25 protein-coding genes and 1 tRNA gene are annotated in these 20,724 nt (G+C 44.2%); 14 read left to right on the plus strand and 12 right to left on the minus strand.

Going from position 1 to position 20,724, the window contains the following annotated elements; genetic code table 11:
* Positions 1-9: 9 nt before the first annotated feature.
* Complete coding sequence (locus ACLWOR_RS15240; protein WP_413941634.1) at positions 10-276, minus strand: DUF2917 domain-containing protein; 267 nt, start codon at positions 274-276, stop codon at positions 10-12.
* Positions 277-393: 117 nt separating this feature from the next.
* Here ACLWOR_RS15240 and ACLWOR_RS15245 point away from each other — a divergent pair, with 117 nt between their 5' ends.
* Positions 394-1,809 carry a PLP-dependent aminotransferase family protein gene (locus ACLWOR_RS15245; RefSeq protein WP_413941635.1) on the plus strand — a complete coding sequence of 472 codons (1,416 nt, stop codon included), beginning with the start codon at positions 394-396 and terminating at the stop codon, positions 1,807-1,809.
* A 127-nt stretch (positions 1,810-1,936) separates the two neighbouring features.
* Positions 1,937-2,785 (plus strand): type II secretion system protein J, encoded by an 849-nt coding sequence (locus ACLWOR_RS15250; protein WP_413941636.1) that lies wholly within the window; start codon positions 1,937-1,939, stop codon positions 2,783-2,785.
* Between the two features lie 128 nt (positions 2,786-2,913).
* Here the strand turns inward: ACLWOR_RS15250 and ACLWOR_RS15255 are convergent, their stop codons facing one another.
* Positions 2,914-3,375, minus strand: coding sequence for a hypothetical protein (locus ACLWOR_RS15255; protein ID WP_413941637.1), 462 nt, complete (start codon positions 3,373-3,375; stop codon positions 2,914-2,916).
* Positions 3,376-3,431: 56 nt separating this feature from the next.
* Complete coding sequence (locus ACLWOR_RS15260; RefSeq protein WP_413941638.1) at positions 3,432-3,848, minus strand: DUF4288 domain-containing protein; 417 nt, start codon at positions 3,846-3,848, stop codon at positions 3,432-3,434.
* A 273-nt stretch (positions 3,849-4,121) separates the two neighbouring features.
* Here ACLWOR_RS15260 and ACLWOR_RS15265 point away from each other — a divergent pair, with 273 nt between their 5' ends.
* The 3 genes from ACLWOR_RS15265 to ACLWOR_RS15275 are packed head-to-tail and all read left to right on the plus strand — an operon-like array spanning position 4,122 to position 5,384.
* Positions 4,122-4,412 carry a hypothetical protein gene (locus ACLWOR_RS15265; protein WP_413941639.1) on the plus strand — a complete coding sequence of 97 codons (291 nt, stop codon included), beginning with the start codon at positions 4,122-4,124 and terminating at the stop codon, positions 4,410-4,412.
* A gap of 20 nt (positions 4,413-4,432) precedes the next feature.
* Positions 4,433-4,867, plus strand: coding sequence for a hypothetical protein (locus ACLWOR_RS15270; protein WP_413941640.1), 435 nt, complete (start codon positions 4,433-4,435; stop codon positions 4,865-4,867).
* Positions 4,860-5,384 carry a GNAT family N-acetyltransferase gene (locus tag ACLWOR_RS15275; RefSeq protein ID WP_413941641.1) on the plus strand — a complete coding sequence of 175 codons (525 nt, stop codon included), beginning with the start codon at positions 4,860-4,862 and terminating at the stop codon, positions 5,382-5,384. The genes ACLWOR_RS15270 and ACLWOR_RS15275 overlap by 8 nt, the downstream gene beginning before the upstream one ends.
* A 24-nt stretch (positions 5,385-5,408) precedes the next feature.
* Here ACLWOR_RS15275 and ACLWOR_RS15280 read toward each other — a convergent pair whose 3' ends face one another.
* Entirely contained in the window at positions 5,409-6,824 is a 1,416-nt protein-coding gene (locus ACLWOR_RS15280; protein ID WP_413941642.1) for an aldehyde dehydrogenase family protein, read from the minus strand.
* A 71-nt stretch (positions 6,825-6,895) separates the two neighbouring features.
* Here ACLWOR_RS15280 and ACLWOR_RS15285 point away from each other — a divergent pair, with 71 nt between their 5' ends.
* On the plus strand, positions 6,896-7,894 hold the full coding sequence (locus ACLWOR_RS15285) for an AraC family transcriptional regulator (RefSeq protein WP_413941643.1): 999 nt from the start codon (positions 6,896-6,898) through the stop codon (positions 7,892-7,894).
* A 139-nt stretch (positions 7,895-8,033) separates the two neighbouring features.
* On the opposite strand, the gene ACLWOR_RS15290 is transcribed toward ACLWOR_RS15285, so the two are convergent.
* Positions 8,034-8,110 (minus strand) — tRNA-Asp (locus ACLWOR_RS15290).
* Positions 8,111-8,291: 181 nt separating this feature from the next.
* On the opposite strand from ACLWOR_RS15290, the gene ACLWOR_RS15295 reads away from it, so the two are divergent.
* The 5 genes from ACLWOR_RS15295 to ACLWOR_RS15315 all read left to right on the plus strand — a co-directional run bounded on the left by ACLWOR_RS15295 (position 8,292) and on the right by ACLWOR_RS15315 (position 11,539).
* The gene (locus ACLWOR_RS15295) at positions 8,292-8,567 is read left to right on the plus strand and encodes a heavy-metal-associated domain-containing protein (RefSeq protein ID WP_413941644.1); all 276 of its coding nucleotides are present in this window, start codon (positions 8,292-8,294) and stop codon (positions 8,565-8,567) included.
* Positions 8,568-8,665: 98 nt separating this feature from the next.
* Complete coding sequence (locus ACLWOR_RS15300; protein WP_413941645.1) at positions 8,666-9,064, plus strand: response regulator; 399 nt, start codon at positions 8,666-8,668, stop codon at positions 9,062-9,064.
* A 74-nt stretch (positions 9,065-9,138) separates the two neighbouring features.
* Entirely contained in the window at positions 9,139-9,660 is a 522-nt protein-coding gene (orn, locus tag ACLWOR_RS15305) for an oligoribonuclease (RefSeq protein WP_413941646.1), read from the plus strand.
* 16 nt (positions 9,661-9,676) lie between these two features.
* Positions 9,677-10,816, plus strand: a complete 1,140-nt coding sequence (locus ACLWOR_RS15310; RefSeq protein WP_413941647.1) for a DNA alkylation repair protein — start codon at positions 9,677-9,679, stop codon at positions 10,814-10,816.
* A 150-nt stretch (positions 10,817-10,966) separates the two neighbouring features.
* On the plus strand, positions 10,967-11,539 hold the full coding sequence (locus tag ACLWOR_RS15315) for a hypothetical protein (RefSeq protein ID WP_413941648.1): 573 nt from the start codon (positions 10,967-10,969) through the stop codon (positions 11,537-11,539).
* Between the two features lie 80 nt (positions 11,540-11,619).
* On the opposite strand, the gene ACLWOR_RS15320 is transcribed toward ACLWOR_RS15315, so the two are convergent.
* A complete protein-coding gene (locus ACLWOR_RS15320; protein WP_413941649.1) occupies positions 11,620-13,329 on the minus strand; it encodes a thioredoxin fold domain-containing protein in 1,710 nt (569 codons plus the stop codon).
* 126 nt (positions 13,330-13,455) lie between these two features.
* Here ACLWOR_RS15320 and ACLWOR_RS15325 point away from each other — a divergent pair, with 126 nt between their 5' ends.
* Entirely contained in the window at positions 13,456-13,992 is a 537-nt protein-coding gene (locus tag ACLWOR_RS15325; RefSeq protein WP_413941650.1) for a hypothetical protein, read from the plus strand.
* Between the two features lie 273 nt (positions 13,993-14,265).
* Here the strand turns inward: ACLWOR_RS15325 and ahcY are convergent, their stop codons facing one another.
* The 3 genes from ahcY to ACLWOR_RS15340 all read right to left on the minus strand — a co-directional run bounded on the left by ahcY (position 14,266) and on the right by ACLWOR_RS15340 (position 16,965).
* Positions 14,266-15,678, minus strand: a complete 1,413-nt coding sequence (ahcY, locus tag ACLWOR_RS15330; RefSeq protein WP_413941651.1) for an adenosylhomocysteinase — start codon at positions 15,676-15,678, stop codon at positions 14,266-14,268.
* A 40-nt stretch (positions 15,679-15,718) separates the two neighbouring features.
* Positions 15,719-16,480, minus strand: a complete 762-nt coding sequence (gene map / locus ACLWOR_RS15335; RefSeq protein WP_413941652.1) for a type I methionyl aminopeptidase — start codon at positions 16,478-16,480, stop codon at positions 15,719-15,721.
* Positions 16,481-16,575: 95 nt separating this feature from the next.
* On the minus strand, positions 16,576-16,965 hold the full coding sequence (locus ACLWOR_RS15340; RefSeq protein WP_413941653.1) for an SWIB/MDM2 domain-containing protein: 390 nt from the start codon (positions 16,963-16,965) through the stop codon (positions 16,576-16,578).
* A gap of 261 nt (positions 16,966-17,226) precedes the next feature.
* On the opposite strand from ACLWOR_RS15340, the gene ACLWOR_RS15345 reads away from it, so the two are divergent.
* Positions 17,227-17,637, plus strand: a complete 411-nt coding sequence (locus tag ACLWOR_RS15345; RefSeq protein ID WP_413941654.1) for a J domain-containing protein — start codon at positions 17,227-17,229, stop codon at positions 17,635-17,637.
* 130 nt (positions 17,638-17,767) lie between these two features.
* Here ACLWOR_RS15345 and ettA read toward each other — a convergent pair whose 3' ends face one another.
* Entirely contained in the window at positions 17,768-19,441 is a 1,674-nt protein-coding gene (ettA, locus tag ACLWOR_RS15350; RefSeq protein ID WP_413941655.1) for an energy-dependent translational throttle protein EttA, read from the minus strand.
* Positions 19,442-19,612: 171 nt separating this feature from the next.
* Here ettA and ACLWOR_RS15355 point away from each other — a divergent pair, with 171 nt between their 5' ends.
* Positions 19,613-19,840: a hypothetical protein gene (locus tag ACLWOR_RS15355; RefSeq protein ID WP_413941656.1), complete on the plus strand. Its 228-nt coding sequence runs from the start codon at positions 19,613-19,615 to the stop codon at positions 19,838-19,840.
* Between the two features lie 25 nt (positions 19,841-19,865).
* Here ACLWOR_RS15355 and ACLWOR_RS15360 read toward each other — a convergent pair whose 3' ends face one another.
* The gene (locus ACLWOR_RS15360; RefSeq protein ID WP_413941657.1) at positions 19,866-20,192 is read right to left on the minus strand and encodes a BolA family protein; all 327 of its coding nucleotides are present in this window, start codon (positions 20,190-20,192) and stop codon (positions 19,866-19,868) included.
* Entirely contained in the window at positions 20,192-20,722 is a 531-nt protein-coding gene (locus tag ACLWOR_RS15365) for a hypothetical protein (RefSeq protein WP_413941658.1), read from the minus strand. Before ACLWOR_RS15365 ends, ACLWOR_RS15360 begins: the two co-directional genes overlap by 1 nt.
* Positions 20,723-20,724: the final 2 nt, after the last annotated feature.

Here is a 20,724-nt window from a genome sequence, read left to right on the forward strand (position 1 = left end):
ACGAAAAGCCTAAAAGCGAACGAGCTGAACTGGGACAAATGAAATCTGCGGAACCATTCCTTTAACTTCCAGTTGCGCAGATTTCATGGCCTCAACGACGAGCGGTCCTTGAGATTTTTTTGCAAGATAGCACTGACCTTTATTCAAGATCACATCGCGACTATCACCGGGCTGAGTGATCCAAAGAACGCCGTCAAGACAACGGATCTCCATATCTTGCTTTTCACTCTTAAAAATTTGGCCTTTATCGAGGTGAAGGATATGACTGTTTTTCATCGTTCAGCTCCTAAGACGTAATTTATCAAAAAACACCTATTGGGCACAGATTCAGTTTAATACATTTTCAATGGGTACAGTTTTGCGTTTCAAGAAAAGCCGTGTACAATCTTCAATATGGAAAATCGAGAAAAGCTCTACGTTAAGTTGGCAACGGATATTGAAAAGCAAATTAAAGCGGGCTTACTGAAAACCGGAGAGAAAGTTATATCTGTACGAAAGCAGAGTGCTGTTTCTGGTCTCAGTATCAACACGGTTTTGCAAGCTTACTTGCTTTTGGAAAAACGGGGTTTGATCGAAGCCCGGGCTCAGTCAGGATTTTATATTGCGGCCCCAGCGACAACCGAAGCTGTTCGTCCTGAAAATCTCACGCAGACAAAAGCGGCCCCGGTGCAAATCCCCGACATCGTTTCTGATCTTTTTGAAGCTGCGAACAACGATAAAATTGTACCCCTTGGAGCCGCTTGTTTTTCACCTGAACTTTACCCTAACGAAGCCGTGGCGCGAATTATGCGCTCGATTCTTCGCACAGAAAAAGATGTCAATTCCAAGTATCAGTTTCCACCCGGCCATCCCCGCTTTACCCAACAAGTTGCCAAAAGACTTTCACGAACTGGCAATCGCATTCGCACAGAAGAAGTTTATGCCACAAACGGTGCACTTGAGTCCGTGCATCTGGCTCTAAGAGCTGTGCTGAAACCGGGCGATACACTCTTAATTGAATCGCCAAATTATTTCGGCATCTTGCAAGCTGTCGCAAGTTTAGGCGTGAAAGTGATTGAGATTTCCGCTGACAGCAAAACCGGCGTCGATCCCGACGAATTTCATTCGCTTCTTAAAAAACACAAAATCAGCGCCGCTCTTTTGATGCCGAATTTTAATAATCCATTGGGCTCGCTTATGCCGGATGAGAGCAAACGCTCGATCGTCAAAATGATTTCGCATTATGGAATTCCAGTTATCGAAGATGATGTCTATGCGGATCTGGCCTTCTCTGGCATTCGTCCCAAATTGCTTCGAGCATTTGATGACGAGGGCCTGGTGATTTCTTGTTCTTCATTCTCAAAAACAATTTCACCTGCAGCCCGCGTCGGTTGGGCTTTGCCTGGAAAATTTGAAAAACAGTTTCGCAATATTCAACTTAGCAGTACAGTTGGAACCAATCGCCCGCAGCAATTGGTGATGGCAGAATTTCTTTCCAGTGGAGCTTACGAGCGCCATTTGAAACATATTTTGCCGCTCATGCAAACCCAAGTTTATAAAATGACGGAAGCAGTTTTAAGATATTTTCCCGAGGGAACACGACTGACACAGCCTGGTGCTGGTTTTATGTTGTGGGTGGAGTTACCACGTGGGCACAACTCCATTGATCTCTATCATGCGGCAGCGGCTAAAAAGATTAGCATTGCACCGGGTGTGATTTTCTCAGCTCATGGAAAATACAAAAACTATATCCGCATCAATTGCGGGCGCATCTGGACACCGGAAATCGAAAATGCCGTCAAGACGTTAGGTCTATTGTTAAAGCGTTAACTTACGGCTTCGTACATTCTGAAGGATTCACTGCTTTCCATTGGGGAGTAAATCCTTCTCGTGATATCTCAAGGCTTCGTGAGGATTCTCCGATAATTATTTATATGGAGGACGCGAAGTAATGCCGATGTCTCATATTAAGAATCGTGCAGGAATGTCTCTTGTGGAAGTTCTGGTCGTCACCGGAATTATGGCCATCATTGGACTTGCCATTACCTCCCTGGTGGTTTCTCAGCAAAAGGAAACAAGAGCACTTACCGATAAACTCAGCTCCCTCGATTTACAACAATTGATGATTTCAACTTTGGCGGATGGAACTGTATGCACATTCCAGCTGACGGACCCCTCCGAAGCTCCACATCGAACACTTCCCGTCATTAACATCAACAATTTGGCGGCAGTCAATATTACCTTCAATCGAATTCTTATTCGCGGAGCTGTTGGCGCACCTGTTCTGATCACAAGAGGCGAAGTTGTTTCCGGACTCTCGAGTCAACTTAAAGTAAGATCCATCACGCTTGGAAATTTACAAGGCACAAACAATTTCTACACGGCAGAATATCTTGTTGATTTTGATTCAACCTGGTCACGACCACCCAAACCCATCAAAGTCAGAACAACTTTGCAAATGGATCCGGCAAGCCCCAATACGGCAAAAACGATTGTCGGCTGTAAAGGAGCTGGTCCTTCTGGTCGACAGTGGGTTTCTATGATGGGACAACGCAATCTCAACGCGATTTACGTCAACGATACCGGACAAGACATTCACGTATCAGTCCAAGTTTACAGCGGAGCTTCAGGAGAGCGTTGTTCTGCAACTCTTCGAGTTGATGGCGTCACTGTTGACTACAATTTCGTAAACGACAGCGACGGAGCGGCCATGTGCAATGCCTCGGGCGTTGTCCCTGCTGGATCCACCTACACAGCCTCATCGAGCGGCGCCGGCGGCCTGTATGGTTGGTCAGAACTTCGGTAGCGCAAACTAACCATGACATCGAGAAAATCGCGAAAGTGCGTATGTATGGTGATCACTTTATTTCAACGATTAAGACCTTCAAATCGAAACAAGATTCAAGAAAAGGATCCGCTTAAGTTTTAGACTTATCACTTTTTGCCACTGGGAATAAATTTACTCCCGCTTTTCCCTTTAGAAGACTTACCCTTCCCGTCTTTCAGTTTCTTCGCGCGAAATTCATCGTGGTCGTCGCTATCTTCGAAATCCTCATCATCAAATTGATGACTCGTTTTTTTTGATGGAGCTTTTGGCTTCGTCGGCGCGACCACCTGTGTTTTAGCAGGTCGGACTGGGCGTTCTTCACGAGGTTTGGCTTTTTCGAAAGTTTCGATATCTGCTAGGCGAATCAAGGATACTTTATTTGCCATGAAAGCTTTGATGCCTTCTTCAGAAATGCTTTTAATTTGGCCTGTGAAACCAAAATGACCCAAAGCTTTTCCAGTAATACGAAACTTCACTGCCGACTCGGACTTCAGGCGCTTATTGATTTCTTTGATGTCAGAAGTTCCCAGTTCTTTGGCGATCACTTGAACGATGTCGGCGAGTTTCATATAGGTCCTTTGTGGATAGAAAAAAGCCTCGGGGCTTCCGAGGCTTTGAAGAATTCTTAGATGTAAGAACTCAATTCTTTGCTCATGAATCTCTTACGCATTTTGATTGTGCTGTTTGTTTCAAGCTTACCAAGACGACGAGAGATCAAATCAGCTTTGGAAGCTTTTTTCGTCAAAACTTCAGTTGAAGCAAAAAGTTCGACACCGCTTTCAAGAGTTTCATAAAGTTCAAATACGTCACACGCATTCAAGTACTCAGTGCGAACGGCTTGGCCATCAACGTTTTGGTACGTGTATTCACTGTAGTCTTTTGCATCTTTTTCAGCGGCTTTTGCTGCTGCGTTTGCGTTCGCTGCTTGGAACAATACAACGCGCTCTTCAAGAAGTTCCGCGAAAGCTTGTTTGCCTTTTGTACGACCAACAGCGCGAGTTACGTAAAGTGTTTTAACTGCAAACCATTTTTTATTCTTCATGGGACTTCCTCTATATAGTGATGAATGCCCACCATAAATGCTTTATTGCGTGACGGGAAGCATATTTCGAAGATTGAGCCTAAAAAATGCCACGAAAGGATCTCAGTTAACTACAAAAAAACTTAGTAACTCCTCACGTCCCTAAACAGAGACCAGGAAATCTCCAATTCTGGAACAAAATCGGCCAAATCCAATATAGAGGACTTAGCAGTGGCATTGTTGTCGCATTACGGACAAGCATCCGAATAATCGGACCAAACAAAGGAAAATCCAATGAACTCATTGAAAGTAAGCAAACTGACAATCTCACTTATTTTACTAGCTATCAGTCCCTACGCAAAAGCTAGTCAGCTGACGAATAAAGACTTCAAAAACATTAGAACCGTGCTTCGTGGTTTGAATATCAACGAGAGCTCGATTTCAGACGTTCAAATTCAAATGATTCACAACAACGGATCACAATTTAATCAAAATCTAGAAGAATATAACCAACGCCTTGACAGCGGAGAAGTGCAATTGACTTGCGGTGGTGGATCTCACGGCAGCGGCAAAGATCCAGTTTAATACGACAAGGAGACTTACCAGTGAACACTATTATTATTAAATCCATGATTAAAAAAAATATGGTGCCTGGTAACTCTCACTTACTCGGTGAAATGGTTTTCAACGATCTGCTCCGTCTACTCAAGTTTATTCATACTGCAACCAAAGACGGAGCTCTCACTCAAGATTTCATTTTTAATCAGCAAATCGACTATCTTGACGAGATCTGGCACTTATTTATTCTTCACACGAGAGAGTATTATCAATACTGTCAGGAGCAATTCGGAGAAATTATTCACCACTCTCCCTATAGCGAGGAAGTCTTTAGCGGAGACCAGCAAGACCACGAAAATACATTTGCCGAAGTGTCAAAACAGCAGTTTAATCTACTTGTTAGTTATGAAGGAAAAGATTTTGTGGACAGACTATTCTTTCAATATCCCAATATTTTCGGAAGCAAGGTAGCTCATGAATAAGATCATCTTTAAACTGATCTCCAGTGAAGAACTCAGCCGCATTCAAAACCTTCATTTTAACAAGGTTTTCGCGAACCGAACTGTTGAACCCGGATTTGAAGTATCGGCAGAAGACCAAAAGTTGATCTCAGAACGTCGAAAGAAATATGCTCCCTGGGAACTACTCGTCGGTGTCTATGATGGCAGCGAACCCATTGGATGGCATGTTGGATATGCTACTGACGCTGAAACTTTTTATATGAAAAACTCGGCCGTTCTTCAAGAGTACCGCAATAAAGGAATCTATTCTCGCCTGCTCGAGTTTGTTTTAGATGAGGTCAAAAAGGAAGGCTTTCAAGTTGTCACAAGTATTCATCATGGCAACAACCCTGGCGTCCTGATTCCTAAGCTTAAAAGAGGCTTCGTTATTTCAGGTTGCGAGTTCCATGAAAAATTCCGCTTTTTAATTGAGCTTAAGTTTTTCTTTAATCCAGAAAGAAAAAAGGCCTATGGAAAATCCATGGGCCTTGAACTCTAATTTTTTAATGTTTCAGCCGTTTTCTTAAACCAAGACCACTTTTGGTTCTAAAAATGCTTCAAGACCAAATGGACCAAACTCTCTTCCGAGTCCTGATTTTTTGAATCCGCCAAAAGGTGCAGCTGCGTTCGCCTGAAATTTATTAACCATCACGCGACCAGCTTGGATCTTTCGAGCAAAATTTGCCGCTCGCACTTCATCTTTTCCAATGACGTAGGCATGCAACCCATAATTTGTGTCATTTGCGATTTGAGCCGCTTGATTTTCGTCATCGTAAGCAATGAGTGAAAGTACCGGGCCAAAAATTTCCTCTCGCGCAATAGTCATCGAATTTTTAACCTGAGTGAAAATTGTGGGCTTAATAAAATACCCATTTCCAGAGTTCTCGGGCCTTTCAAGCCCGCCCGTAAGAAGCGTTGCTCCTTCATCGATACCTTTTTGAATATAAGATCGAACGCGATCATATTGTCTTTTTGAAACCATGGGTCCAATAACTGTTGAATCTTTGCTTCCTGCCCCCACAATCATTTGTTCTGTGGCTTTTTTAAAAGCGTTTTCAAATTCACTGTAGCGGCTTTTTGGAATAAGGATGCGGGTTCCCGCTATACATGCTTGTCCGCTATTCATGAACCCCGCTTGCAGTGCAAATGAAACAGCATCCTCCACTTTGGCATCATCCAAAATAACTGTCGGCGATTTTCCACCAAGTTCAAGCGTAAGGCGCTTCATTGTTTGTGCACCATCACGCATAAGAATTTCACCAACGACCGTCGAGCCCGTAAAACTGATTTTGGCGACGTCAGGGCTCTTAGTTAAGACAGGGCCAATGATTTCGCCGCGACCATTAAGAACATTAACGAGGCCCTTTGGAAGATTGGCACTGCGGATGGTCTCAGCAATGGCGTCAACTTGAAGTGCTGAGAACTCACTTGGCTTTATGACGACCGTACATCCCGCCGCGAGTGCTTGTGCAAGCTTCATACAAACGGACCAGAGCACTCCATTCCAGGGTGTGATAATGGCCGCCACGCCCACCGGTTCTAAGTAGACAGAAGACCCACCCAAATTTCTTTCAAATTCATAAGTTTCAAGAAGCTCAATTCCTCGTTTAAAAAATTGAATACCATCTTCGATCGTGAACTGTGCAAAAGCCTTCGGTGCACTATACTCCTGCAACATCAGTTCTAAATGAAGGGACTTGTCTGCTTCAAATGCCGAATAAAGTCTTTGCAGGTACTCCGCCCGCACTTTTAACGGAGCAAATTTGTATTCTTCAAATGCTTTCTTCGCCGCCTGAATCGCGTTCTGAGCATCGACCTCGTCAGCCATCGTGACTTGTGAAATTGCGATCCCTGTTGCTGGGTTAAATGTTTCGATAACTTCTTTCCCGTGCGAAGTGACAAACGCGCCATTAATGAATTGTCGATTGAGTGTTTTCATAAACTTGAATCTCCTTTTTCTTAAATCCTACGCGTCCCTTAAATACGTGCCACTCCACCACTCCTAAATACTTGCCTAAAACTACAAATCCTTTCCCGACCGCTAGACGTCCTCTAAAAGCTGCACTAGAATTTGTAGAAATAGGCAATTTACTTGGAGCTCAAATGAAACCAACTGACCCAATATTAAACAGTCAGCTCAAGGCTTTGATAGAGTTAGCCCAGCCAGCGAAACTCACCAATGGCACAAACAAAACTAAACTCCCCTATTTTGTGATCCAAAAAAATGATCAACCGACGCCTTTCGAGCGCGGCATCCTTGATCCTTCAATTTGCCTAATCGTACAGGGTAAAAAATTGCTCAACATCGCCAAAGAAACGATTTACTGCAATCCCGGAGAGTTTATCGCATCGGCCATTGATATGCCGATTGCCGGGCACGTCGTTAAAGCCACACCCAAAGAGCCTTATATCGGGCTTCGAATTACATTCGAACCAAAAGAGATATTTTCAGTCATTAAAGAGGCTGAGATAAAAATAAATCCGAAAGGCACCATCAATCCAGGCGCCTTCGTGAGGCCGGCGCATAAAAACTTAGGTTCGCTTTTTTTAAAACTGCTTGAGCAAGCACAGTCAGAAAGCAGTTCAAAATTTATTGCTGGTCTCGCAAAAAAAGAACTTATCTACGAGTTATTAGCGAGCGAGTTCAATCATTTGCTTTTGCAAAATTCATCTTTGTTCGGAAAAGACAAAGGCATCGTCCGAGCACTCGATTGGATCAAGGAGAACTTTGATAAAACAATCACGGTGGAGGAGATTGCCGATGAAAGCGGAATGAGCGCTTCGGCCTTGTTCTCTAAATTTAAGGCCGTGACTTCAATGAGCCCGCTTCAATATCAAAAACAACTTCGCATGCAAGAAGCACGAAGACTTTTAATGTTTGGCTTAATGGATGTCACAAGAGCCGCGGTTGAAGTCGGCTACGCCAGCCCAAATCAATTCAATCGCGAATACAAACGCTTTTTTGGAAACCCACCGTTGAGAGATATCAAGCAACTTCAAGGGCCGTAGTTGTTGATGGAAAACTTTGGCCTGGCCTCGAGTAACCAAGCGACCGTGTATCGCGCATTAATATAAACTTAGTATTATTTATAAAAAGGACATAAAAAAACCGAAGCTTTAACTTCGGTGATTCTATTTCCTAAAAAATTGGCGGGGTGGACGGGACTCGAACCCGCGGCCTTCCGCGTGACAGGCGGACGTTATAACCAACTTAACTACCACCCCGCAACGTTTTGGAGAATCTTTTATAGCCATGGTAAGCCCGCAGTTCAACAAGTATTTTTAAAAAACCTTTTACAAGGCGCTTAATGCTATCTTTTTGAGCATTTTCACCCCTCAGGACTCTTGGAAATACCTAAATTTGGGTATACTGTCTTCGGCACTGACCCCTTTCAGGAGGAAAACCTTGAAACACCTACTTATCTTAACTGCCCTTTTACTATCATCTGCTGCTCATGCTGATACGACGACTTACGACGTGGCGGGTATGCACTGCGGTTCTTGCGCAAAGTCTATCCAGGCTCAGGTCTGCAAAATGGATGGTATTGAGAAATGTGACGTTACCGTCGGTAAGATCGTAATTTCCTCTAAAAAAGGCGTGGTTTTGTCTCAAGACCAGATTCAAGCCGCGGTTTCAAAGGCCGGTGATTACAAAATCACAGGTGCGCACAAAGACAAATAGGTCTTTAACAACACTTCCGTCTAACTCACATTCTCTTCAAGATAATTTGACCGGAGAGAACGGTGACGATCGCTCACAATTCTGTCATAATACTCATTATGGCAGACATTGTAACAAAGGGACGTCTCCTCATTATCGATGATGAATCCGAACTCCGGGAGATTCTAAGTTCCTTACTCGAAGACTCAGCAAGCGAAATTCACCAAGCCTCAAACGGCTTGGAAGGCATTGATTTATTAAAGGCTCATGCCTTTGATGCGGTTTTGTCTGACGAGAAAATGCCAAAAAAATCCGGCCTCGAAGTATTAAAGTGGATGCGCGAAAGCGGTCTCACGATTCCTTTTATTATCCATACGGGATATGGCCAAAAAGAAATGGTTCAAGAAGCCCAACGCCTGGGTGTTTACGCGTTTATCGACAAACCTTGGGATGAGCGCACGCTAATTACCACAGTTGAGCGCGCCCTTCGCTCCGGCCTGGAGCAACAGAAGGCATAATCCTTGTCAGTCTTGGCCCTATCCTTCATTATAGAAGGACATCGGGCCACAGAGCCCTAGAACAGGATCCTTTCGTGAATAAGCTATTGTGGATTGATATGGAGATGACAGGCCTTGATGTGAACAAGGAAGTCATCATCGAAGTCGCCGCTATCGTCACTGACCTTAATTTTGCAGAACTTGAAACATTTGAAACCGTTGTAAAACAGCCGCAAAAATATCTGGCGGCAATGGATGCTTGGAATACTGAGCACCACGCCAAATCAGGCCTTACTGCCAAAGTTCCAAATGGCATGGAGCCAGATCAAGTCGAAGCGAAACTCGTCGACATGGTCAAGAAGCACTTCCCGAATACCAAAGACAAACCTGTCCTGGCTGGCAACTCCATTATGCAAGATCGCTTGTTCATTGATAAGTACATGCCAGATCTTGCCAGCCGCCTGCACTATCGCATGGTGGATGTGTCTTCTTGGAAAGTGATCTTTAATAACAAGTACAACTTCGTCTACAAGAAAGCGAACAAGCATCGCGCCCTTGATGACATCCGCGAGAGCATCCAAGAACTTCGCGCCTATACCGACAAATTGAAATTCTAAGAAAGGGTCCTGCGATATGCCTCAAAAAGGAGATTCATCTCAGGACTCCGCTTTCAAAAATTGGATGAATGCGGAGTTGGTAAAGAAAATTTCAAGCCATATCCGCCACCACTATCCTGATTTTAATTCTAAAAAGTTTGAAGAGCTGTCAAAAAAACTTCACGCCCTGGAGTTAAAAGCCCGCACGCGCTTGATTGCGCAGAATCTGCAGGAGCATTTACCTGCGGATTATTCCAAGGCATTGAAGATTCTGCTGTTAGCAGCAGAAAAACCCAAGTCAGCCTCAAGCGCATTGAAGGGCTTTGACCTTTGGCCGTTTACGGAATTTATCCAGCTGCATGGACTTCAGAACGCGGAAGAGTCTTTAGAGGCCTTAACCGTTTTGACTCAGAAGTTTACCAGCGAGTTCGCTGTGCGCCCGTTCCTGATTCATCACACGGATCTGAGCCTTCAATATTTGAATGATCTCACCGATCACCCAGTTCATCATGTGCGCCGCTGGGTTTCGGAGGGCACGCGCCCCCGCCTGCCTTGGGGCGAGCAGCTCCCACATTTTATCAAGGATCCAACGCCGACTTTAAAATTACTTGAGAAGTTGAAATATGATGACGAGCTCTATGTTCGTAAATCTGTGGCAAATCATTTGAACGATATTTCCAAGGATAATCCCGAGGTCACAATCAAAACTCTGACCCGTTGGAAAAAGGAAGCTCCAAAACAACATCAGGATAAAATCGACTGGATCACCCGCCACGCTTTGCGTGGACTTATCAAAAAAGGCAATCCCAAGGCTTTAAAGCTCATTGGGGTAAATACCGATATGAACGTGAAGATTCGTGGTTTTAAAGTGGATAAGAAGTCGATCAAAGTCGGAGACAAGATTCACTTTGAGTTTGAGATCGAATCCAAACACAAAGGCATGGCCGTGATCGACTACGTGATTCACTATCGCAAGGCTCGCGGTGAATCTGGCAAGGTCTTTAAGCTAACAACAAAGAACCTAAAGCCAAATGAATGGGTTCACATTAAGAAGTCCCACTCCTTTAAACCCGTCACCACTCGAGTCCTTTATCCGGGACTTCACCACGTCGAAATCCTCGCAAACGGGAAATCCCTAGGGAAAATTCCTTTCACACTTCGAAAGGTACCTGCTTAAAATCCTTCACAAAAAGAACCTGGTACCTTTTCGACACGAAAGAAAGCAGGTACCTATTCTTTGAATGAATTATAATGTCTAAAACATACATTTTAGGAATTCTCGAATTTCCTGTATAAGCTCCCTTATCAAGTTACATAGGAGCAAATAATGAAAAAAGCGATTTTAGGTTTAGCGACTTTTCTAATGAGTGCACAAGTTTATGCAACAGCAACTATCCGTGTTCCTATTGTTATCATCGATTACAATGAAACACCGGTGGCTATGGGCCCATTGAATGAACAACTTAAAGCAGTTGGTCTTCCAACTATTCCTGCTTACTTTGAGTTTTCATCCAATGACTCATACGAAAAAATGACTGCCTTCAATGCTTCCGTTTACAAGTCTTTCGAAACTTTAGGCCTCGAGCTTGAGATCTCAAGCCCTCATATCCCAGCCCCAGGCACCTGCTACACAGGCAACTATCAAGATGTTAAAGATGCAGTCTCTGGTTTGATTGATGTTTTCTATAGCGATCAATTGCAAACATGGGGATACAAATACAAAAATGAAACTATCATCTTTGATGAAATCGGAGAAGCCGAAGAAACAAGAGACTACTTAAACCAAGAATCTGAACAGTGGAAAAACTGGTCAAGCAAGAACGAAGACATCCTCATGCTTTTCGCAACAAGCGACGGCGGCGAAGATGTCAATGAAGCTCTGATTACACGTTGTAAGTAAACTCCCCGTTCGAGAGGTACCTGCTTAAAATCCTTCACAAAAAGAACCTGGTACCTTTTCGACACGAAAGGAAGCGGTACCTAGAGGGACTTCTTCAAATCCTCGAGTGCTTTTGTTGTTGTTTGATAGCGCTCGAGTTTCGCTTCTGGCAATGCCAATGCTTGCTCGATTGATTTTTTAGCGGCGTCCTTTTGTTTCAGCTCTTTTTGCACTTCTGCCAAAACTTTTAAGTTTGAAAGGCGTAATCCGTCGCCGCGCTCAACGGCAAGTTGAGCGTATGGCAAAGCTTGGTCGAATTTCTTTTCGCGCATGTAAAAGCGCGCTAATTTCATCGGGTATGAGTATGTTCCTGGGTTTGCTTTATCGAGATCAAGCAACCATTGCTCTTCTTTGTCTTTCATATCAACTTGGCGGAAATAAGAAAGTCCCGCCAAAACTTCGCCTGGGCGGTTGATTGAAAGATCTTTTTTCTCAAGAAGACCGCGCAACTCAGCTTTGGCTTTTTCTACGTCATCTTTTTTATCTAGCTTCTTGAGGCTTGTGATCATGTTCGACAAAATTTCTTCACGCTCATATGGAGCGACACTCATGCCGAATTCTTTCCACATCTTTTTTGATTTCTTTTCAGTCACCAAAAGGGCTTGAGCTAACTCCACGTTTTTTTGCAGTTCTGCTTTAACCGTATCTGGAATCTGTTTGTCGTCATATGTGCCGGCCAAATCGTTTCTAGAAACAAGGCTGACGTAAGATTCAGGCAAAGCCGTGATCCATTTGTTCAAGACTTGAACGTAGCCTTGGAGGTTGGCAACGGAGTCTTTGCTGTATTTTTCTGACCACAATGAAGTTTCGCTATAAGCATAGTCAGATGACTTCTCACCTAGCATCTCAAACCATTTCACTGCGTTTTCATAGTCGAGCATATTCATCGCACGAGCCGCGAGTTGTTTTTGGGCTTTTTTATCACCCTTTGTCGCGGACTCCTCGAGTTTTGCCCAATCAACAGTGGCTTTTTTAAATTGTGGACCAAGTTCTTTAACTAACACATCTGTCGTTGCAAAATCCAAGTGGCGATAGATTTCTTCGCCTTTTGCGTTCAATACAATCAATGTTGGTAAGGCTTTGATTTTGTATTTCGCTCCGAATTCTTTATTCGCAACTTTGTCAGCATTCAAATAAAGCTTCACAACGTTCTTAGTCAGTTTTTGGAATTCTTTTGTTCCAAACACTTCCGTTTCCAAACGCACACAAGCTGGACACCAAGGAGCCCCATAATCCACAAGAACCAACTGATTTTTTTGTTCAGCTTGCATCATCGCGATAGCAAATTCGTTTTCGATAAAGCCATGAGAGTTCATTTTAACTTCAGCAGAAAGTAGGCCCATTTTTGGGGAAGCTTTTTTTTCTTCGGCTGGTTTTGAGTTTTTCAGCGCAATACCGGGATCAGCTTTAGCTTTACCGCCGCTGGTTTCTAGTTTTCCGTTTTGGATTGCGTAGCCGTAGCTATGCTCTTCACAGACTGTTTTTTTATCGTCGCAAACATAGAGATTCAAATTTACAAAGTTTGCGTTGCCGACTTCAAAACTCAAAGACTTCTCTTCCTTTATGGAAGGTTCGATTTCTTTACCGTTCACCAGCGCCGATGCAGGGGCCTCTTTATTGAAATGAAATCCTTTGTCGACAGTTCCAACAACTTTGGTTTTTTCTAATTTGAAATGAACTTTTCCATCAGACAATCTTGCCTGAGCAAACGATGCCAAAAGTGTTATTGCGAATGCTAAAGTAAATTTCATGGAACCTCCACTAGGCCCCTATTTAAATCCGGTCTGTTTCAATTAGGCAATCTCTGATTTTGCTGTTGCCCTCCCACAGCAATGGGATTTAGCTGACGATCTCGTTCAAATTCTACAGGAGATCCAATGAAAAAAGTGATTTTAATGTTGAGTACCACTCTTCTCTTTTGCACAGCCGAAGCGGAAACCCGCGATTTCCAAAAAGTAGACTCCCACTCCGCCAAGGTCGTGATCACAACCGACGACCGTGATTATGTTCAAGCATCCGAGTATTTAGATGGCAAAGAAAACCAAGAACTCATCTCAATGCTTTTAGCTGATCCAGATTCGCGCTTAGCAAAAATTAGAAATGCCATTGAAATGCAAATTTGCGAAACCAACAGCACGCCAGAAAACCCATGGATCGATCAATGTGGCCAAGTTGAATTTTCAGATTTAGTACAAACATCCTTCGCCCGCGGCGGCTGGGCCGAAGGCTACGCAAGCTACACCTTCTTCATCGGCTTCCGCAGCGACGGCACCGGAATGATCCTAGAATCCCTTTACAGCGTGGAAGTTAACGAGAGCATAGTAGCTAACATAGACACCGAAGGAAACTACATCGGCACCCTCGAAAAGAAACTAACCCTAGGCTTCATCACCAAACTCCCCATCCAACGCTAAAAAAAAGAGCCACCCCCAAGGGCAGCTCCAACAAAAAAAAGGGCAGCCCTGAAAGGCAGCCCTTTTTACATACGAATCAAGGTTGGTCAAAACGGTTCAGACGCGAGGCGGAGGATCTCTCTAAGCGCGGAGGCGTACTCCAGGTACGTCGCAGCGATTCGAGGTGCCCGACACAAAAATAGCAGGATGCTATTTTTGCGCGTAGCCCGAAGGGTTGAGGGCAGGAGCCCTCAACAACGAAGTCGGATGAGCCGTTTTCACCGACCGCCTTTTTTAATAGCGGTAGTGATCTGGCTTGAATGGCCCGTTCGGATTCATGTGAAGATACTTAGCTTGTTTTTGAGAAAGCTTCGTCAATTTCACACCCAATTTACCCAAGTGCAAAGCAGCCACTTTTTCGTCTAGGTGCTTAGGCAAACGGTAAACTGCGATCTCTTGGTATTTATCGCGGTTACGGTAAAGTTCCATTTGAGCCAAAACTTGGTTCGTGAATGAGTTCGACATTACGAACGAAGGGTGACCAGTAGCACAACCCAAGTTTACAAGGCGGCCTTGAGCCAACACGATAACTTGGTTTCCGTTTTTCAACGTGTGGATGTCTACTTGTGGTTTTACTTCGCGGATTTTTGAATTTTTGTTCAACCAAGCCATATCGATTTCGATATCGAAGTGACCGATGTTGCACACAATCGCGTTGTTTTTCATTTTAGTGAAATGCTTTTCAGTGATGATATCGCAGCAACCAGTTGCAGTTACAAAGATATCAGCCAAAGGAGCTGCTTCATCCATAGTAGTTACTTCGAAACCTTCCATTGCTGCTTGCAATGCGCAGATAGGATCGATTTCTGTAATAAGAACGCGAGCACCAAGACCACGCATAGAGTGCGCAGAACCTTTACCTACGTCGCCGTAACCAGCAACAACAACCACTTTACCAGCAACCATCACGTCAGTTGCACGTTTGATACCGTCAGCAAGTGATTCGCGGCAGCCGTAAAGGTTGTCGAATTTAGATTTAGTTACAGAGTCATTGATGTTGATAGCAGGAACTTTTAGTTTTCCTTGTTTCAACAATTGCTCAAGGTTGTGCACGCCTGTTGTTGTTTCTTCAGAGATACCGATGATTTTCTTCATCTCTTTTGCGAAACGTGGTTCGTGCATCATGTTCGTCAAGTCACCACCGTCATCAAGGATCAAGTTGAAGCCTTCTGGGCCCCAGCCAGTGATCGTTTGTTCGATACACCAGTTAAATTCTTGCTCAGTCAAACCTTTCCAAGCAAAAACAGGGATGCCTGCAGCAGCGATCGCAGCAGCAGCGTGATCTTGAGTAGAGAAGATGTTGCAAGAAGACCAACGGATTTCCGCACCAAGCTCAACAAGAGTCTCGATCAAAACCGCTGTTTGAATTGTCATATGAAGGCAACCCGCGATACGAGCACCTTTGAAAGGTTGAGCTTTTTTGTACTCTTTACGAAGAGCCATCAAGCCAGGCATTTCAGTTTCAGCAATTTTGATTTCCTCACGGCCCCATTTAGCAAGCTTTGCGAAAACCTCTGGGTTTTCCATTGCTTCTTTAGAGACTCTGTAATCAACAGCTGGAGTTTTCGCAGCTGCTTTAGTAGCTACCGGAGCTTTGCCAGTTTTCTTCATAGCATTCTTTCCATTCGTCGCGTTTGTTAGTGACATATTTGTTCCTTCTAAAGACGTTCAATCTTAGCTTAAAAAATTATGGAAGTGTTAAAATCTCGTACCCAGTATCTGTCACAAGTACTGTATGTTCAAACTGTGCTGATAATAGACCATCCGCAGTATGATAGTACTTAATGCTAGACCCTTTGATATCGTATTCAATGATCTCGTCGGTACCTTGGTTCACCATGGGCTCCACTGTAATGCAATGGAATGGAACCAAGATATCGCCCTTACCCTTTTTACCGAAAGACGGTACGAACGGCTCTTCGTGGAAGATACGACCTACGCCGTGCCCCCCAATTTCTTTAACAGTCGTGTACCCCTTACGAGTCACATACTTATTTGTTTCAAAACCAATATCGCCAGTACGGCCTTTTGGAGTGATCGCTTCAATACCTAGATCGCGGGCCATACGTGCCGTTTCGATTAAGTCCCGAGCTTCATCGGAGATATTTCCGATTGCGAACATTTTGGAAGTGTCGCCAAAGAAACCATCAATCCAAGCCGTGACGTCCACATTCACGATATCGCCGTCTTTCAAAACTGTTTCGTCAGGAAGACCATGACAAACAACTTCGTTCACAGACGTACAAGTGTATTTCGGATAACCGTGATAACCCAAGCACGCGGACTTCGCGCCTTTAGTCAGCATAAAATCATTGGCTAGTTCATCAATTTGATTGGTCGTGATACCAGCTTTTACGTACTTATCGAGGTACGTAAGTGTGTCAGCAGCAATACGACACGCGCGAGTCATTTTTTTGATTTCTTCGAGTGATAAAGGCTTGATTCCCATGGGGGCAGGTATAGCACACGCCTTACAGATTTGATAGGGATAATAAAAAAAGCCCAGGGGTTACCTGGGCTTTAAAGATCTATGTAAGCTAAGACCTATTTCAAGTGTTTTGAAACAAGTTTAGTCATGTCGAACATAGAAACAGTAGTTTTACCGCCGAAAACTTCTTTAAGTTTTGCGTCAGCATTGATGTTTCTACGGTTTTTAGAGTCTTGAAGACCGTTCTTTTTGATGTAAGCCCAAAGTTTTTTAACAACTTCAGTGCGTGGAAGTGGAGAAGCACCAACAACTGCTGCCAAAGCTGCAGAAGGAGTCAAAGCCTTCATGAATGCAGGATTTGGTTTACGAGCAGTTTTCTTTTTAGGAGCAGCGGCTTTCTTAGGAGCAGCAGCTTTTTTCGCAGCAGCTTTTTTAGGAGCAGCTTTTTTTGTAGCAGCTTTTTTAGGAGCAGCTTTCTTAGTTGTAGCTTTTTTAGCTTTAGCCATTTTTAATTCCTCCGTTAGGATTTTTGTCTTGTTAGTCTCGAATGAGCTTAGTGTGTATCTAAGTCGAGTCGTTTGTCCAAAAAAAAATGCATCAATAATTCATTTTTTTGCATTTTTCCCTCGAAAAGGGTCTTTTTCCCCTCTGAAAAACGCCTTTTCTCCCCCTGTCCCCCTCTAGAAACACCGAAAAATCGGCCTTTTTCCCTCGGAAAACGACAACTCTGGACTCAAAAACTCAGTGGTCCTGTCGATAAGATAGACATGAGTTTTCAAGCTAGCTTCCGCCAAATCCTCAATGAGAAAATGGGAAATCCCCAAGCAGAAGCCACTTCTTACCAAGGATCTGACAAGTCAGATCCTGCGCACATGGCCTTTTTAATTGGACAAATTGGACGCTTCGACATTCCTGTTTCATCCAAAGCTTACCCTCGTCCTGCTACGCGCCCACAGCGCAAGGCTCACGTGCTTTCCGCTCTAGAACTGCAATCCTTCGAGTTCCTAAAGTCATACAACCATGACCTCCCAGCGGGCTTTACAGAGGCCGAACTTAAAAAGGCCTTTCGTCATTGCGCGATTGCCCTCCATCCCGATCAAGGCGGCTCGACAGAGCTCTTCATGGAACTTAAAGAGCACTTCGAGATCTTGAAGTCAGTCCTCACTCGCAAGCCTTAGTCTTATATATGTGTAGATAATTTCAGAGAGAAAATGTGTCGAATTAAAGGTTCGTCATTCTGACAATTTATTTTTCCTAAAGAGACATCCCGAAAAGAAAAAGGGCCCTCTTTCGAGAGCCCTTCTATATTTATATCATCTTAAAGCGGATGCGCTTCGGTTGAGCGGCGTCTTCGCCTAGGCGACGTTTGCGGTCTTCTTCGTATTCAGTGAAGTTTCCAGGGAAGAATTCAATCTTCGAATCCCCTTCAAACGCCATGATATGAGTGCACACGCGGTCCAAGAACCAACGATCATGCGAGATCACGACTGCAGAACCACCGAACTCAAGCAACGCTTCTTCAAGCGCACGCATCGTGTTAACGTCAAGGTCATTCGTCGGCTCATCCAGAAGCAAAAGGTTTCCGCCTTCTTTAAGGATTTTCGCCATATTCACGCGATTGCGCTCACCACCTGACAACTGCCCAACTTTCTTTTGTTGGTCAGTTCCAGAGAAGTTAAACCATGAAACGTACTGACGAGCATTGATCTCACGAGTGCCCAATTGGATCACGTCTTGACCGCCAGAGAGCTCTTCAAACACTGTTTTTTCAGGGTTCAACGTCTCACGGCTTTGATCGACGTAGGCAATTTTCACCGTCTCACCGACTTTGAAAGTCCCTTTATCCGGCGTTTCTTTACCCGTGATCATACGGAACAACGTCGATTTACCAACACCGTTCGGCCCGATAACACCCACGATTGCGCCGCGCGGAATCGTAAAGCTCACATCATCCAAGAGGACTTTATGGTCATAAGCTTTGGTAATTCCCTTAGCTTCCACAACGATGTCACCCAAACGAGGTCCCGGTGGGATATAAATAGACATCTCTTGGATTTTCTCTGGAGTCGCTTCTTTCAACAAGTTTTCATAGTTCGAAATACGAGCTTTTGATTTCGCCTGACGAGCTTTTGCACCCTGACGAATCCAATCCAACTCTCTTTCAAGAGTCTTCGCACGAGAAGCTTGAGCTTTTTGCTCATTCGCTTGACGCTTGTCTTTTTGTTCCAACCAAGATGTGTAGTTCCCTTTCCAAGGAATACCTTCACCACGGTCAAGTTCAAGGATCCAGCCAGCAACGTTATCCAAGAAATAACGGTCATGCGTAACCGCAATAACGGTGCCTGGGAATTTAGAGAGATATTGTTCAAGCCATGCCACTGACTCTGCGTCCAAGTGATTCGTAGGCTCATCCAACAACAAGATGTCTGGCTCTGACATGATCAATCTTGCCAAAGCAACACGGCGTTTTTCACCACCTGATAGTTTCGTCACAGACATATCGCCATCTGGACAGCGAAGAGCATCCATCACGATTTCGATTTTTTGATCGACATCCCAACCGCCCAAAGCTTCTAGCTTCTCTTGAATGGCACCTTGTTTTTCGATCAACTTTTCCATCGCCTCTGGAGACAAATCCGGGTCGCTGAATTTGTCGTTGATCTCATTGTATTCTTTCATGAGCTTGGGAAGTTCACCCATGCCAGAGAAGATATTTTCTTTAACCGTGAGGTTCTCATCAAGGTGTGGTTCTTGTTCGAAGTAACCGACCTTCATTGTTTTGGAAGGGAATGCTTCACCTAAGAAGTCTTTGTCGACTCCTGCCATAATTCTAAGCAAAGTCGATTTACCGGATCCGTTTAGACCCAAAACGCCGATTTTTGCGCCGTAAAAGTAAGATAAGTAGATATCCTTCAAAACGTATCTCTGTGGAGGATATACTTTACTTACGCCCTTCATTGTGTAGATAATCTCTTGAGACATGATGTCGCACTCCTAAAACAAGTAGTCGCCTTCGCTAAAGCTTCGGCGCCCGCAGGGGAAAAAAGTCAATTTATCAGGCTAAAACTACTTGTCAAATGGAGTTCCATTAATAAAACTATCGATCCTCAGAGCAAGATGCTCTGAAAAACGATAAAAGAGTTATACGACAACATGAGTGACAGTAAGCCCGAGCAAGAACAACCTAAGCAGGAGACGAAAGAGACTTCGAAGAAAAGTCGTCTTGGCGGCCTGAACTCCGGCTTGCGCGAGGCTTTAAGTTCCTGGGAAACTCTCACGGAAGAAGTCGCTAACAAAGTCTCTCCAGATCAAGAACAACTTCTTGAAGTCAAAAAACTCCTCGGTGAGCTTAAAAGTAAGCTCAACCAATTCGAAGAGTAATTTCCAAAGCAATTTTTAAACTGAATTATTTAGACTGTTTCGATCCGCCCATGCATTCAGGGGACTCAAACTGCATTTTGGATTTTTGCTGATCCCATTCCTCGGGAGTTAAAGCCCTTTGCGTCAGAGCATGGAGGCCCGACTGCAACTCTTGCTTCAGGGCCTCGTTAACCAGCCGTTGGCGATCAATACGACTTTTACCGGCAAACTTATCGGAAACAATAAGCACTTTGAAATGAGTTTCACTGCCTGGCGGAACGGAATGCTGTGAACTCTCGTTCTCGATTTCTAAATAAGAAGGGGCCAATGCCCCCTCTAAAAGCTGATGCAAACGTTGTTCACGTGGTCCCATTAGTGACGTTTCTTCTCTTCAATTTTTGCTTTAACGTAATCAAGACCCATCTTTGCCATCGCAAAAACGCCTTTTTCTTCTAGCTTCTTTTCAACATCTTTGGCTGTGCGAAGGGCCTTGGCCGCTGCCATTTGCGCAATGGGGTTTCCTACCGGCAAACCTTCGAACTGCCCATCTTTCACCCATTCATCCGCAACCGTATCCGCAAGCTCCATGACTTTAGGAGCCTTCTCGCGAATGATATCACTCCCGTAGAATTCAACATGAACTTTCTGTGGCTGTTCTTCGTGATGAGGCTCATGCACGCCCTCATCTTCAGACGGCTGCGCTGTTTCTTCGTCTACTTGAGGAGGTGTTTCTGGCATTTCCTCAAAAGCAGCACGAGCATCCGCGCGCATGTCAGCTGGAGACTCAACACCTTCATTTTGTGCTTCCGTATTAATTTCATCCGGCATTTCATGATGAGGGCGACGTTTTGCGTGGCCTGAATGTTTTTTCTTTTTTCCGTCGTAATTTTTAATTTCTGGCATAA

It is taken from the genome of Bdellovibrio sp. HCB2-146, assembly GCF_047345725.1.
Taxonomy (GTDB): Bacteria; Bdellovibrionota; Bdellovibrionia; order Bdellovibrionales; family Bdellovibrionaceae; genus Bdellovibrio.